Genomic DNA, 13,610 nt, shown 5'->3' on the forward strand with positions numbered 1-13,610 from the left:
AAAGATCATGCTCAAACAAGAGATGAGATCATGATCCGATTCCATCCAATCGGATCATGATCTCGGCTAGTGCAGGCCGTCCTCGCCGACGACGGCGTCGGCAGACAGGCCTCCAACGCGCGCGTTGAGGCGACCGCGATTGGCGAGGCAGACGATCAGCGCGATTTCGTCAGCGGCCGGTGCATCCGGCGGCAGCGTCACCGAGACGCCGTCGTAATGCGAGCGGACGTAAAGCGCGTCCTTGTGGGCCAGCGGAACGTCGATCAGGCACCCCGGCGCTGCGAGTTTCGTGAAGGAGGGGATCCAGGCCTTGGCGCCGCCGACGGCCTCCCGCAGCGGCGTTGCAAAGGTCGTGGTCAGCAAGGCGTTGGCATGCTCGAGCTCGCCGCCGAGGCCGACGACGCCGCCCTTGCCATAGCTTTCAGCCTTGTGCGGCCCTAGCGCCTCAATTGCCAGCTTGGCCAGCACTGCCCCGATCTCCACGCTCGCAGCGATTCCCTCGGACAGGTCCTCGACGTAGCGGCCGGCATAGGGGTTCTGGATGATCGCGACCGCGGCAACGCGGCGCAGCGGGCTGGCGTGGCGCCGGCCGGCCTCGACCTCCTTGTGATCGGTGAAACAGAGCAGGCGCCTGACGTCGAGTTTCATTTGGATGAGTCTCTCTTAAAACAGCTGCCGCAAATCCTGCCGCATCAGATATATTTGGGCAATAGCTTAGTTGCGAAGCGAGAGCGTGCCGCGCGGACACCAACACGAGATGGATGGCGTGAAGCGCGAGGGCGGCGCGCACATATCGTCCGACGCAAGCGCAAGCAAGCTTGCGGTGCATTGCCGCAAAGATCGGCAGCGGCTTGCTTGACAGAGGTCTTTTTACCTCGATAATATAGCTTTGTTATAAAGCTAATTATGGATCTGCGACTCCTGATGACGGCGACCTCGGATCTCGATGCGCGTGCCTTCCGCCGGGCGCTGGGGCAGTTCGCCACCGGGGTTGCCGTGATCACCGCGCAGGCCGCGGACGGAAGCGCGATCGGGCTGACCATGAGCTCGTTCAATTCCGTCTCGGTCGATCCTCCGCTGATCCTGTTCTCGATCGACCGCAAGGCATTCAGCCTGGCCGCAATGACGGAGGCCAAGGGCTATGCGGTGAACATCCTGGGTCACGATCAGGAACATCTGTCGAACCAGTTCGCCCGGGCGCTCGGCGACAAATGGACCGCCGTGGAGCACACGATCGGCCATATGCAGGCGCCGCTGATTGCCGGCGCGCTGGCGCATTTCGAATGCGCGCCCTATGCGCAGTATGACGGAGGTGACCACGTGATCTTCGTCGGGAGGGTCGTGCGGTTTTCCGCCCATCCTCCCAAAGAACCGCTTATATTCTTTCGCGGGGCCTATCGCAGCCTTGCCGGAACCGAAAGCAGCCCGGAATGGCCGCTGCCGATGCACTACTAAATCCATCCACGGGATCTCGAGGCCTTCATGATCAAGACTGGCGCCCAGCACATTGCGAGCCTACGCGACGGACGAGAGGTTTATCTCGACGGCGAATTGGTGACGGATGTCACCACCCACCCGGCGTTCCGCGGCGCGGTGGCTTCGGTCGGTCGGATGTTCGACTTCCAGAGCGCGCCGGAAAATCGCGATCTGATGACGTTCGAGACCGACACCGGCACGCGCGCCAACCGCATCTGGGAATTGCCCGGCAGCTATGAGGCGCTGGTCAGGCGCCGCCGCGGCCTGGAAGCCTGGACCGAGTTGCATGCCGGCTTCATGGGTCGCTCGCCCGACCATGTGGCCTCGTGCATCGCCGGCATGTATATGGGGCTCGAGGTCTTCGAGGCTTATGACAAGGAGCGCGCCAAGGCGCTTGCGGATTATTACCGCTACGCGCGCGACAACGATCTCTATCTGACTTACGTCATCATCAATCCACAGGCGGACCGCTCGAAGAGCGCCGCCGGACAGGCCGATCCATACCTGACCGCGGGCGTCGTGTCGCGCGACGCCGACGGCATCACCGTGCGCGGCGCCAAGATGCTGGCGACCGGCGGAATCATGGCCAATGAGGTGTTCGTCACCTGCATCCAGCCGCTGCAGCCCGGCGATGAGAAATACGCGCTCTCGTTTGCGATCCCGATGAACGCCAAGGGGCTGAAGATCCTTTCGCGCAAATCCTACGAGGCTGCGGCCGGCGCGGTGTTCGACAATCCGCTCTCCAGCCGCTTCGATGAGAACGACGCGGTTCTGTATTTCGACGACGTCAAGGTGCCCTGGAACAGGGTGTTCATCGTCGAGGACATCGCGATGTGTCAGAAGCAGTTCCACGTCACGCCGGCGCACGTCTATCAGAACTACCAGGCCATGATCCGGCTCTCGATCAAGCTGCGGTTCCTGGCGGGGATCGCGCACCGCATCGCGGAGACCAACGGCATCATCGGCTTCCCGCAGGTGAAGGAGACGCTCGGCCAGCTCGCCGCCGAAGTCAGCATGGTGGAAGCGTTCATGGTCGCGATGGAGACCAAGGGCCAGCAGCGCGGCCCCTATTTCGTGCCGGATCGGCAGATGCTCTACGGGGCGCAGACCATGACGCAGCAGCTCTATGCCAAGATCATCAACGCGCTGCGCGAACTTGCCGGCGGCGGCATGATCATGCTGCCGTCCTCGGTGAAGGATTTCGACAATCCGGATCTGGCCAGATTGATCGGCAGGACCCAGCAATCGCCGGCGGCAAACGCGGTGGACAAGGTGAAATTCTACAAGCTCGCCTGGGATGCGGTCGGATCGGAATTCGCCTCGCGGCATGCGCAGTATGAAATGTTCTATGCCGGTGCGACCTTCGTCACCAAGGGGCACGCCTTCCGCACCTATGACTGGCAGAAATCGGCGGCGTTGCTCGACAAGATGCTGTCGAGCTACGATCTGACCGATGAATTGACCAATGGCCAAAAACCGGCTTCATCGTCCCGGGCCGTTGCCTAAACTTCAGGAAAGTCGAAAATGGCAATCAACAAGCTTCACGACGAGTTTCGCGCTATCGATATGTCCAGCGGGTGGGAGACGCCGCCGGGCTATCCGGCCGGGATCCAGCAGAAAATCCTCTCAGGCGCGCTCGATGAAGTGAACAAGCGCGGCAGCCGCACCCGGCTGCTTCGCTTCGAGCCGGGCGTCTACACGACCAAGCCGTTCGTGCACGAATATTGGGAAGAGGTCTTCCTGTTTTCGGGCGACCTGATCGTCGGCAATGACGAGCAGGGCAATGGCGGCGAGTCGTTCAAGCCGAATACCTATGCCTGCCGTCCGCCGGGCGTCTATCATGGACCGTTCAAGTCGGTGACCGGCTGCCTTCTGATGGAGATCCACTATTTCGATCCGGCCTGAGGGCGAGCCGAGGCGTCTGATCGTCGGCATTACCGGAGCATCCGGCGCCATCTATGGCGTCCGGCTGCTGCGGCTGTTGAAGTCGGCGCCGATCGAGACTCATCTGGTGATGAGCCGCTCGGCAAAGATCACGCTGACCCAGGAACTCGATGTCAAGGTCTCTGATGTGATGGCCTTGGCGGATGTCGTCCATCAGGTCGATAATATCGGCGCCTCGATATCGAGCGGCTCGTTCAAGACGCTCGGAATGGTGATCGCGCCGTGTTCGGTGCGCAGCCTTGCCGAGATCGCCAGCGGCGTCACGTCATCGCTGGTGACCCGCGCAGCCGACGTGGTGTTGAAAGAACGGCGCCGGCTCGTGTTGATGGTGCGCGAGGCGCCGCTGCATCTCGGGCATCTCAGATCGATGGCGGCTGCGACCGAAATCGGCGCCATCGTCTACCCGCCGGTACCGGCGTTCTACGCACGGCCGGAAAGCCTCGAGCAAATGGTCGATCATACGCTCGGCCGCGTCCTCGACCTCTTCGATATCTCGACCGATGTGGTCAGCCGTTGGCAGGGGCTGGCGCCGGCCGATGCGAAAGAATCGCGTTGAGCGGCGACGCGCCGGGGCCTGAACGCGGCGCCATGGCCGGCGCGAGCCAGGCGATCGATGCGGAAAGCTGGGCGTTTGCGCTGGAGCTTTATGCCGAGCCCGGCATCGCCGATGCCTGTCTTCAATTGCAGAACGAATGCGGCGTCGACGTCATGATGTTGTTGATGGCGACGTTCGCCGCCGTCCGCCGTGGGATCGTGTTGACGCGAACAGATATCGCGGAGATGGATGCGGCTTGCCGCGACTGGCGCGAGCGGATCGTGCGTCCGCTGCGGGCGTTGCGCACGACATTGAAAACGGGGCCGGCTCCCGCGCCGAACGAGCGCACCGAGAAATTGCGGTCGAGCATCAAGGCGGCTGAATTGTCCGCCGAACGGCTGCAAAACGAAGTGCTGGCGCAATGGCTCGCGAAACTGCCGCCGCAGCCGCGTGCAGTGCAGCGTAAGGACATGATCAGCGCATTGCGAGCCGCGATTGATTTCGCGTTGCGGGAGCGCGGCGCAGAGCCGAGCGCCGCGCAGCTCGCACTGATCGAAACGATGGTCGACAAAGCGCTCGGGATCTCCCGTTAAGCACCACGCGCACTTCTTCACCACATGGTGCCTAGCAAGCAGGCTTGACTAGCTTTATTGCTTAGCTATTCTTGTTTGGCAATTTTCAGAGCGTGATCCGGAAAAGTGGAGACCGGTTTTCCGAAAAGATCATGCTCCAACAAAGAAAAGAGATCATGAGCCGATTTCTTCCACTCGGATCATGATCTAATGGGATCGATCTTGCAGCCTGAAGTTCTCGATACGCGTTTCCGTTCGGCGTTGGCCCGTTTGGCGCAGCGTGGCCGCATCCTCACCTTTGAAAAGCCGGTTGATCCGCATCTCGAGCTCGCCGCGATGCTGAAGAAGCACGACGGCAAACAGGTGTTGCTGTTTCCGTCGGTGAAGGGCGCGGACGTTCCGGTCGTCGGCAATCTCCTGAGTTCGAAAGAAAACTGTGAAGCCGGCTTCGGGTTGGACTTCAGGGGCATCCGCGGTCTCGTGCAGCGCGCCCTCGGCAATCCGATGAAGCCGGAGCTCGTGCGCGAGGTTCCTGTTCAGGAAGTGGTGCTGCGCACCGGCTTCGACATCACGAAGATCATTCCCGCGCTGTTTCATGCGCCTGGCGATGCGGGGCGTTACATCACTGCCGGCATCGTGGTGGTGAAGGATCCGGTCACCGGCATCTACAACGCGTCCTATCATCGCCTGCAGTTGCTGGGGCCCGACCGGGTCGCGATCAAGCTCGACTTCGGTCGTCATTTGCGGCTCGCATTCGAGCGCGCCAAGGAGCAGGGCAGGTCGCTGCCGGTCGCTGTCTGCATCGGCGCCGATCTCGCGCTGCATTTCACCGCGGCAACCATGGGCTCGCAGATGCCGGAAAGCGCCGACGAGCTCGCCGTCGCGGGCGCACTGGCGGGCCGGCCGCTCACGGTCGGCAAAGCGGTGTCACAGGACATCGTGGTGCCGGCAGAGAGCGAGTTCGTTCTCGAAGGTGAGATCCTGGCCGACGAGGTGGCGCCCGAGGGACCGTTCGGCGAGTTCGTCGGCTTCGCCGCGCCGGCGGCCGACGCGCCGGTCCTGAAGATCACCGCGGTCACGCATCGGCTGCGGCCGATCTACCACGTCATCAACGGCTTCGGACGCGAGACCATCATCCTGCGGAAATACGTTCTGGAGGCGAGCCTCCTGAAAGTGTTGCAGTCGGCGATCCCGATCGTGACTGACGTCGAGATGACGTCGGGCGGCCTGCATCGCTTCCACGCGGTGATCCAGGTCCACAAGCAGAGCCGGCAGCACAACGGGCTTCAGCGCAACGCCATCCTGGCCGCGTTCGGCGCCTTGAAGGACCTCGATCTCATCACCGCGGTCGACCACGACATCGACATCCGCGATCCCATCGATGTGGAATATGCGGTAGCAACGCGGATGGAGGCTTCCAGCGATCTGTTTCTCATCCCGGGTGCGCGCGGCCACGAATATGTGCGCGTCAGCAAGGAAGGCGTGCGCACCAAGCTCGGCATCGACGCCACGGTGCCGTTCGAGGATCAGGCAAAGTTTCGGCGCGTCGAATTCGCGCCGACGTCGGTCGAGCTCAGCGATTTTGCCGCGGGTGAGGCAGTCGCCAGGGGCGCTCTAGGCCTTGCCGGATCGAACATCACCTGAAGCATTTTCACTAAGCAGATCACACGGGGGAAACCAAAGATGATGCGAGTTGCGGCCGCCATTCTGTCGGCGGGCATGGCATTGAGTGCCACGGCGGTATCGGCACAGGAGTGGCCGAGCAAGACCATCAAGCTGGTCGTGCCCTATGCCCCCGGCGGCTACACCGATTCGGTTGCGCGCATCACCGCGCGATATCTCGAGAAAGAGCTTGGGCAGACGGTGATCGTCGACAACCGCGCGGGTGGCGGCGGCATCGTCGGCTCGGACCTCGTGGCGAAGTCGCCCGGCGACGGTTACACGCTCTGCATCTGCAGCGTGGGCGCCATCTCGGTTGCTCCGGTCGCGCAAACGACGTCGTATGATCCGCTGAAGAGCTTCAAGCCGGTCAGCGTCGTCAGCACGATTCCGCAGACCGTGATCGTCAACCCGTCGCTCCCGATCAACACGATGCAGGATCTCGTTGCCTATGCCAAGTCCAATCCTGGCAAGCTGAGCTATGGGTCCAGCGGCGCCGGCGGTCTGATGCATTATTCGGTGCAGCTGTTCGATGCACGGAACGGGACCCGGATGACCCACGTTCCATTCAAGGGCGGCGCGCCTGCCACGGCAGCCGTGGTCTCGGGTGAGGTCAACGTGTCCTTCACCAACATGACCGATGCGTTGCCGCAGATGGAAGCCAACAAGGTGCGTGCGCTGGCGGTGACGTCCGCGAAGCGCAACGAGTTCGCGCCGCAGTTGCCGACGGTTTCTGAAACGGTGACGCCGGGCTACAGCGTCGAGTCGTGGAACGGCGTGATGGCTCCGGCCAGCACGCCGGACCCTATCATTGCCAAGCTATCCGATGTGCTGAAGAAGATGGCGGCCGACCCCGAGGTCAAGAAGAGCATGGCTGTGGTCGGCGCCTCGACGGTGTTCACGACGCCAGAGGAATACAAGGCGAAGATCGCGGCTGAAGTCGAGCAGTGGCGCGAGCTCCTCAAGGAAATCGCCGAGAAGAAGAACTGACGGGCCTCAGGGCAGGTCAGCGGGGAGGCAATACGAGTATGAGATCACCTGCCCGGCGCGGCCACAACACCGACTTCTATTCCGGCTTGCTGCTGGTAGCCGTCGCGACCGTCGCGCTGCTTTATATCCGCACGCTTTCAGTCGGCACTGTCCTAGAGATGGGGCCGGGCTACTTCCCGCTCGGGCTTGCGCTCGTTCTGCTCGGCATGGGGCTTTGCCTTGCCATCAAGGGGCTGTTCGCCGAAGGCAGTCCGATTGGATCGTTCCATCTGCGGCCGTTGATCTGCATCCTGCTGTCCTTCACGGCGTTCGGCGTGCTGGTCGAGCGCGCGGGGTTGATTATCGCGATCCTGGCGCAGGTCGCGATCGCGCATTTCGCGTCCGTCGAGACCCGTTGGCGGCAGAGCCTCGTGAGCGGCGTGCTGCTCGCGGCGGCGTCGGCCGTGATCTTTGTCTGGCTTCTCAAGATCCCCGTGGACCTCTTGCCATGACCGATGTCTTCGCCCTGCTTGGTCATGGCTTCGCTGTCGCCGCGACGCCGATAAACCTGTTCTTCTGCCTGGTCGGCGCCATCTGCGGCACGCTGATCGGCGTGTTGCCTGGCCTTGGCCCGGTCGCGACGATCTCGTTATTGCTGCCGGCGACCTACGCGCTCAGCCCGGTCTCGGCGATCATCATGCTGGCCGGCATCTACTATGGCGCCCAGTATGGCGGGTCGACCACGGCGATCCTGGTCAACATTCCCGGCGAATCCACCTCCGTGGTCACCGCCATCGACGGCTACAAGATGGCGCAGCAGGGCAGGGCGAGCGAGGCGCTCGCGATTGCCGCCATCGGGTCGTTCATCGCGGGGTGCATTGGCACGGTCGTCATCGCGCTTCTTGGCCCGCCGCTTGCCTTGATGACGCAGCAATTCGCTTCGCCGGATTATTTTTCGCTGATGGTGCTCGGACTGGTCTCGGCCGTCGTGCTCGCCAATGGCTCGGCGTTTCGCGCCATCGCAATGATCTTTCTCGGCCTGCTGCTCGGCATGGTCGGCATGGACCTCAACACCGGCGAAGCCCGCATGACGTTCGGCCTTGTCGAACTGTCCGACGGCATCAATTTCGTCGCGCTTGTCATGGGACTGTTCGGGGTCGCCGAGGTGATCTCGAATCTCGAAGGAGCGTCAGTCCGCATCGTCAACAAGATGCGCATCGGCACCATCTGGCCGTCGTTCAGGGCATTGCGAGGCGCCTGGGGCGCGGTTCTGCGCGGCACCGCGCTCGGCACGCTGTTCGGCATCCTGCCGGGCGGTGGCGCGACCATCGCCTCGTTCTCTGCTTACGCGCTCGAGAAGCGCGTCGCCAGGGATCGGTCACGGTTCGGCAACGGCGCCATTGAGGGCGTGGCGGGGCCCGAAAGCGCCAACAATGCCGCGGCGCAGACCTCGTTCGTGCCCTTGCTGACCATGGGCATTCCGACCAGCGCGACCATGGCGCTGATGGTCGGCGCCTTGACGCTGCACGGCATCGCGCCCGGACCGATGATCATCTCCCGGCAGCCCGACCTGTTCTGGGGCCTGATCGCCAGCATGTTCCTCGGCAATGCCATGCTGGTGATCATCAATCTGCCGATGATCGGAATCTGGGTTCGTCTGCTCGCGGTTCCCTACCGGCTGCTTTATCTGGCGATCGTCGTGATCTGCGCGATCGGCGTCTACTCGGTGAACAATTCGAGCTTCGACGTTTACATGACGGTCGGCTTCTCGGCGTTGGGCTACATCCTGCGCAAGCTCGACGCCGAGCCGGCGCCACTGTTGATGGGCTTTGTGCTCGGACCCACGGTCGAGGAGAATTTCCGGCGCAGCCTGATCACCTCGCATGGTGATCCCATGATCTTCCTGCAGCGGCCGATCAGTCTCGCGCTGCTCCTGGTCTCGGCGGCGTTGCTGATCTCGATCATGATGCCGGCGGTCCGGCAGCGGCGCGTCGAAGTCTTCCAGGAATGAGCGGTCGGCACAACGCATAGCGCGACAAGGGACGAGTTCGTGAACAAGCATGATCCGGCCAGCCCGGTAAAGGCTCTGCGTAGCGGCGGCCAGTTGCTGGTCTCAGCCTTGCGCGTCAATGGGATCGACCGAATGTTCGGCGTGCCCGGCGAAAGCGCGCTGCCGATCTTCGATTCGCTCTTGGATGGAGGCATCCAGTTCGTAACCTGTCGTCACGAAGCCACGGCTTCGCACATGGCCGAGGCGGACGGCAAGATGTCCGGACGCCCCGGCGTCTGCGTCGTCAGCCGCGGTCCCGGCGCGATGCATGCCGCGATCGGCTTGCACACGGCCTGGCAGGATTCGACGCCGATGATCCTGATCATCGGGCAGGTGCCGCGCAGCCACCGCGGCCGCGAGGCGTTCCAGGAGATCAATTATGTTAGAACATTCGACGACATGACGAAGTGGGTCGGCGAGGTCGAGTCGCCGGACCAGATCCCGGAGTTCGTCAATCGCGCCTTACACATTGTGATGCAGGGACGCCCGGGCCCGGTGGTGCTGTCGCTTCCGGAAGACGTCCTCAGTGCCACGAGCGATGTCGCCGATCCGCTCCCCGCGCGCATGATCGACACCGCGCCATCCAATGAGCAGATGGCGCAGGTCCGCGAACTGCTCGATCGCGCCCGGAAGCCGCTCGTTATCGTCGGCAATCTCGGCTGGACGCCGGAGGCGGCCGAGCAATTCAAGGCGTTCGTTGCGCGCAACGACCTGCCGGTCGTGGCAGGTTTCCGCTCCCAGGACGTGCTCGACAATCGAAGCCCGCATTATGTCGGCGATCTCAGCCTCGGCTGCAGCAAGGCGCTGATGGAGCGCGTCAAGGCGGCAGACCTGCTGCTGGTGATTGGCGATCGGCTTGGCGATGTCACCACCAACCATTTCTCCCTGCTTGACGTGCCGACGCCGAAGCAAGTCCTGATCCATGTGTTTCCTGGCGCCGAAGAGCTCGGCCGGACCTACAATCCGACGCTCGCGATCCAGTCGAGATCATCCAGCTTCGTGAGCGCGCTGGCGAAGCTGCCGCCGCTGGATGCAAGGCCGTGGGCGGCCTGGCGCGAGCAGTCACGTCAGGCTTTGGTCGACTATCAGGCGCCACGAACAGATACGGCGAGCTTCGACCTCTCCAGGGTGATCGCCCACCTCGATCGCGTATTGCCCGATGATGCTGTGGTCACCAACGGCGCCGGGAATTACACGATCTGGCTGCATCGCTACTACCGCTACCGGCAGCTCGGCACCCAGATCGCGCCGAAATCCGGTTCGATGGGCTATGGGCTGCCGGCCGCGATCGCAGCCAAGCTGCGTCACCCGAACCGCACGGTGGTCTGCCTCGCCGGTGACGGCTGCTTCATGATGGCGTCGCAGGAGTTCGCGACTGCGGTTCAGCACCGGCTTCCGATCATTGTCATCATCGTCAACAACGGCATGTACGGCTCGATCCGGATGCATCAGGAAAACCATTTTCCTCATCGGCCGAGCGGCACCGATCTCCTGAACCCGGATTTCGCGGCCCTGGCGAAATCGTATGGCGCGCGCGGCGAGGTCATCGATCACCATGATCAGTTCCCCGATGCCTTTGCCCGGGCGGTGAAGGCGGATCGACCGACAATCATCGAGCTGCGCGTCAACTGTAATCAACTCACCCCGGACCGCAGCTTGTAAAGCTCGGCTGAAAGATCGGGCACAGGCCCATATGGAACGGACATGAACAACGATATCGAATTCACCCTGGTTGCCAGGAACGCCACCACGCCGCTCAAACTGTCGATCACGCAGGCGGTGATCGCCGGCTGGACCGGGCGCGATCCGGTCGCGCGCGACAAGCACATTGCCGAACTGGCGGCAATCGGCATCGCGCCTCCGGCCTCGACGCCGATCTATTATCGATGCGCCGCGCGCAGGCTGACGACCGCCGGCAGCATCGAATGCACCGGCGCCGAGTCGAGCGGGGAGGTCGAGTTCGTATTGTTTGGATTCGAAGGGCGCACGCTCGTCGGCGTCGGCTCTGACCACACCGATCGCAAGGTCGAAACCTACAACATCACGGTGTCGAAGCAGATGTGCGACAAGCCCGTGGCGCCGATGCTGTGGGATCTCGCCGAGATCGAAGGCCACTGGGACCAGATCATGCTGCGGTCCTGGGCGACGATCGATGGCGAGCGCGTGCTGTATCAGGAAGGCGCGCTGAGCGGGATGCTGCCGGTGCGTGACCTGATCGAGCGCGGATTTGGCAGCGCCGGACTGCCCGACGGCTGCGCGATGTTCTGCGGCACCTTCGCCGCCAAGGGCGGCATCCGTCCGGCCAGCCGCTTCGACTATGTGATCGAAGATCCCGTTCTGAAGCGCAGCATCAGCCACGGATACGAGATCATCACGCTGCCGGTGCTCGGCTAAGTTGTTGCGCCCGGATTTCAGCGCTTGGGGGCGTCAAATTCGCAGAAGCGCTTGTAAAGCCATTTGTGGCCGTCATGCCGACGCCACACGCGGCCGCGCACCAGTTTTCCCGTGATCGATCGCCGAGGGACGATCACGGTCCATAGATGCCAGAGTTTCGTCCAGGATGGCTTTGCGCGACGCGTGATCATCAGCGGTGCTTCCGGTGTTGGAACGAAGCCCACCGGGCGGAATATGATCGCCCGGTGGGCATCGCCATGCTAGGCCCCGGAGACAGCAATTTCCGGTAGGTCAACGCTATCGCGACCGCGCGCGAGGTCTCAACGACATTCGGTCGTTAAGCTTGATGCCGATGATTCCGGTTAATTCTGGAACTCGGTCGGTGGCTTCCGATCCGGCTCTCGATCCTTCTTGTTGCTTTCGGACAGCCGGATGCGCCGCTCATAATGGTGAGCCAGTTGCAGCAGGCGCCGTTTGATCAAGGGATCCGCTTGCTCCGCAATGGCCCGAACCGCGCGCGCTCTTTCTCTGCAAAACTCGTCGTCCATGGATTTGTCCCCGCAGATATTCAGCAAGCGCCGGGGACGTTAGCGCGGTTCGCCGGATTTTGTTGTGATCGAGATCACATCTCCAGGTCTAAGTCGCGATCATGCGATCGCTTGAATGCTGTCGGCGAACACGCTTCCCGGCCGGTCGAGGCCGTAATGGTCGCGCAATGTCTTGCCGGCATACTCCTCGCGGAACAGGCCGCGCTTGCGCAGGATCGGCACGACCTGTTCGGCGAAGATGTCGAAACCGCCGGGAAACCATGGCGGCATCACGTTAAAGCCGTCGGCGGCCCCCTTCTCGAACCAGGTCTGGATATTGTCCGCGATCTTTTCCGGCGGCCCGGCGATCACCCAATGGCCGCGGGCTCCGGCGAGACGCTGCACCAATTGCCGGATGGTCGGCTTCTCGCGATCGACGATGTCGACCACGAGCTTGAAGCGGCTGGCGACGCCGCGGGCGCTGTTCGTATCGACCAGATGCCGAGGGAACGGCCCGTCGAGGTCGAAGCCGGAGAGATCGAGCCCGATCATCTGGCGTAGCTGGGTCAACGAATACTCCGGCTGAATGAGCTCGTTGAATTCGTCCTGCAGCCGATCGGCTTCAATTTGCGTCGAGCCGATGAAGGGACTGATCCCGGGCAGGATCTTGACCTGGTCCGGGTGACGATCGAAGGCGCGCGCTTGCCGCTTGATGTCGGCATAGAACTCCTGCGCGCTCGCTAAGGTCTGGTGCGCGGTGAAGATCGCCTCGGCAAAGCGCGCCGCGAAGGCGCGGCCGTCATCGGACGAGCCGGCCTGCACATAGACCGGCCGGCCCTGCGGCGGCCGCGAGATGTTGAGCGGGCCGCGGACGCGAAAATATTTCCCGACGTGGTCGATCGTGTGCACCCTGTCGGTGTCGGCAAAGATGCCCGAGACGGGGTCATTGACGAGGGCGTCGTCTTCCCAGCTATCCCAGAGCCGGGTGACGACGTCGAGGAATTCCCTGGCGCGTTCATATCGCTCGTGATGGGGCGGGTGCTCCGGCAGCCCGAAATTCTGCGCCGCCTGCGGCACGCTTGTCGTGACGATGTTCCAGCCGGCGCGGCCGCCGCTGATATGGTCCAGCGAGGCGAACAGTCGCGCCAGGTTATAAGGCTCCATGTAGGTGGTCGACGCGGTCGCGATCAGGCCGATGCGCCTGGTGACGGCGGCGATCGCCGAGAGCCAGGTGATGGGCTCCAGCCGGAAGCGCTGTGCGTAGCGGACATTATCGGCGAGAGCGGGTCCGTCCGCAAAGAAGATCGCATCGAATTTGTACGCCTCGGCGCGCTGCGCCAGCTCCTGATAATAGCTGACGTCGAGGATCCGCTCGGGTGCGGAACCCTTGTAGCGCCACGCGGCCTCGTGATGGCCGCCGGGATAGATGAAGAGATTGAGGGTTAGCTGCCGTCGATCGCTCATACCTGAAGCCTTCGGATGTT

Annotated in this window: 15 protein-coding genes; 11 read left to right on the forward strand and 4 right to left on the reverse strand. The window is 62.8% G+C overall.

Annotation, left to right across the window (positions count from 1 at the left end; translation table 11 throughout):
- Nucleotides 1-66 precede the first annotated feature (66 nt).
- The gene (locus I6F35_RS14505; RefSeq protein ID WP_225118353.1) at nucleotides 67-648 is read right to left on the reverse strand and encodes an amino acid synthesis family protein; all 582 of its coding nucleotides are present in this window, start codon (nucleotides 646-648) and stop codon (nucleotides 67-69) included.
- Nucleotides 649-924: 276 nt separating this feature from the next.
- On the opposite strand from I6F35_RS14505, the gene I6F35_RS14510 reads away from it, so the two are divergent.
- The 11 genes from I6F35_RS14510 (at nucleotide 925) to I6F35_RS14560 (ending at nucleotide 11,599) form a co-directional block, all read left to right on the forward strand.
- Nucleotides 925-1,455 (forward strand): flavin reductase family protein, encoded by a 531-nt coding sequence (locus I6F35_RS14510; RefSeq protein WP_225118354.1) that lies wholly within the window; start codon nucleotides 925-927, stop codon nucleotides 1,453-1,455.
- Between the two features lie 27 nt (nucleotides 1,456-1,482).
- Nucleotides 1,483-2,982: a 4-hydroxyphenylacetate 3-hydroxylase N-terminal domain-containing protein gene (locus I6F35_RS14515; RefSeq protein ID WP_225118355.1), complete on the forward strand. Its 1,500-nt coding sequence runs from the start codon at nucleotides 1,483-1,485 to the stop codon at nucleotides 2,980-2,982.
- 18 nt (nucleotides 2,983-3,000) lie between these two features.
- Nucleotides 3,001-3,381, forward strand: a complete 381-nt coding sequence (locus I6F35_RS14520; RefSeq protein ID WP_028162054.1) for a cupin domain-containing protein — start codon at nucleotides 3,001-3,003, stop codon at nucleotides 3,379-3,381.
- Complete coding sequence (locus tag I6F35_RS14525; protein WP_225118483.1) at nucleotides 3,371-3,976, forward strand: UbiX family flavin prenyltransferase; 606 nt, start codon at nucleotides 3,371-3,373, stop codon at nucleotides 3,974-3,976. The genes I6F35_RS14520 and I6F35_RS14525 overlap by 11 nt, the downstream gene beginning before the upstream one ends.
- On the forward strand, nucleotides 3,973-4,548 hold the full coding sequence (locus I6F35_RS14530; RefSeq protein ID WP_225118356.1) for a TIGR02444 family protein: 576 nt from the start codon (nucleotides 3,973-3,975) through the stop codon (nucleotides 4,546-4,548). The genes I6F35_RS14525 and I6F35_RS14530 overlap by 4 nt, the downstream gene beginning before the upstream one ends.
- A gap of 201 nt (nucleotides 4,549-4,749) precedes the next feature.
- Complete coding sequence (locus I6F35_RS14535; RefSeq protein ID WP_225118357.1) at nucleotides 4,750-6,171, forward strand: UbiD family decarboxylase; 1,422 nt, start codon at nucleotides 4,750-4,752, stop codon at nucleotides 6,169-6,171.
- Nucleotides 6,172-6,210: 39 nt separating this feature from the next.
- A complete protein-coding gene (locus I6F35_RS14540) occupies nucleotides 6,211-7,176 on the forward strand; it encodes a tripartite tricarboxylate transporter substrate binding protein (RefSeq protein ID WP_225118358.1) in 966 nt (321 codons plus the stop codon).
- Between the two features lie 38 nt (nucleotides 7,177-7,214).
- Nucleotides 7,215-7,667: a tripartite tricarboxylate transporter TctB family protein gene (locus tag I6F35_RS14545; RefSeq protein WP_225118359.1), complete on the forward strand. Its 453-nt coding sequence runs from the start codon at nucleotides 7,215-7,217 to the stop codon at nucleotides 7,665-7,667.
- On the forward strand, nucleotides 7,664-9,166 hold the full coding sequence (locus I6F35_RS14550; RefSeq protein WP_225118360.1) for a tripartite tricarboxylate transporter permease: 1,503 nt from the start codon (nucleotides 7,664-7,666) through the stop codon (nucleotides 9,164-9,166). The genes I6F35_RS14545 and I6F35_RS14550 overlap by 4 nt, the downstream gene beginning before the upstream one ends.
- 39 nt (nucleotides 9,167-9,205) lie before the next feature.
- Complete coding sequence (locus I6F35_RS14555) at nucleotides 9,206-10,867, forward strand: thiamine pyrophosphate-binding protein (RefSeq protein WP_225118361.1); 1,662 nt, start codon at nucleotides 9,206-9,208, stop codon at nucleotides 10,865-10,867.
- Nucleotides 10,868-10,909: 42 nt separating this feature from the next.
- Nucleotides 10,910-11,599, forward strand: coding sequence for a DUF2848 domain-containing protein (locus I6F35_RS14560; protein ID WP_225118362.1), 690 nt, complete (start codon nucleotides 10,910-10,912; stop codon nucleotides 11,597-11,599).
- Between the two features lie 17 nt (nucleotides 11,600-11,616).
- Here the strand turns inward: I6F35_RS14560 and I6F35_RS14565 are convergent, their stop codons facing one another.
- The 3 genes from I6F35_RS14565 to I6F35_RS14575 form a co-directional block, all read right to left on the reverse strand.
- On the reverse strand, nucleotides 11,617-11,790 hold the full coding sequence (locus tag I6F35_RS14565) for a hypothetical protein (RefSeq protein ID WP_225118363.1): 174 nt from the start codon (nucleotides 11,788-11,790) through the stop codon (nucleotides 11,617-11,619).
- A gap of 171 nt (nucleotides 11,791-11,961) precedes the next feature.
- A complete protein-coding gene (locus I6F35_RS14570; RefSeq protein ID WP_225118364.1) occupies nucleotides 11,962-12,147 on the reverse strand; it encodes a hypothetical protein in 186 nt (61 codons plus the stop codon).
- Nucleotides 12,148-12,246: 99 nt separating this feature from the next.
- Nucleotides 12,247-13,590, reverse strand: coding sequence for an LLM class flavin-dependent oxidoreductase (locus I6F35_RS14575; protein ID WP_225118365.1), 1,344 nt, complete (start codon nucleotides 13,588-13,590; stop codon nucleotides 12,247-12,249).
- Nucleotides 13,591-13,610: the final 20 nt, after the last annotated feature.

This window comes from Bradyrhizobium sp. BRP22 (genome assembly GCF_020194175.1).
GTDB lineage: Bacteria > Pseudomonadota > Alphaproteobacteria > Rhizobiales > Xanthobacteraceae > Bradyrhizobium.

What these genes read in the sequence shown, in the direction of transcription:
- I6F35_RS14505 (WP_225118353.1), bottom strand. Translation starts at nt 648, where the DNA reads ATGAAACTCGACGTCAGGCGCCTGCTCTGTTTCACCGATCACAAGGAG.
- I6F35_RS14510 (WP_225118354.1), top strand. Translation starts at nt 925, where the DNA reads ATGACGGCGACCTCGGATCTCGATGCGCGTGCCTTCCGCCGGGCGCTG.
- I6F35_RS14515 (WP_225118355.1), top strand. Translation starts at nt 1,483, where the DNA reads ATGATCAAGACTGGCGCCCAGCACATTGCGAGCCTACGCGACGGACGA.
- I6F35_RS14520 (WP_028162054.1), top strand. Translation starts at nt 3,001, where the DNA reads ATGGCAATCAACAAGCTTCACGACGAGTTTCGCGCTATCGATATGTCC.
- I6F35_RS14540 (WP_225118358.1), top strand. Translation starts at nt 6,211, where the DNA reads ATGATGCGAGTTGCGGCCGCCATTCTGTCGGCGGGCATGGCATTGAGT.
- I6F35_RS14545 (WP_225118359.1), top strand. Translation starts at nt 7,215, where the DNA reads ATGAGATCACCTGCCCGGCGCGGCCACAACACCGACTTCTATTCCGGC.
- I6F35_RS14550 (WP_225118360.1), top strand. Translation starts at nt 7,664, where the DNA reads ATGACCGATGTCTTCGCCCTGCTTGGTCATGGCTTCGCTGTCGCCGCG.
- I6F35_RS14560 (WP_225118362.1), top strand. Translation starts at nt 10,910, where the DNA reads ATGAACAACGATATCGAATTCACCCTGGTTGCCAGGAACGCCACCACG.
- I6F35_RS14565 (WP_225118363.1), bottom strand. Translation starts at nt 11,790, where the DNA reads ATGATCACGCGTCGCGCAAAGCCATCCTGGACGAAACTCTGGCATCTA.
- I6F35_RS14570 (WP_225118364.1), bottom strand. Translation starts at nt 12,147, where the DNA reads ATGGACGACGAGTTTTGCAGAGAAAGAGCGCGCGCGGTTCGGGCCATT.
- I6F35_RS14575 (WP_225118365.1), bottom strand. Translation starts at nt 13,590, where the DNA reads ATGAGCGATCGACGGCAGCTAACCCTCAATCTCTTCATCTATCCCGGC.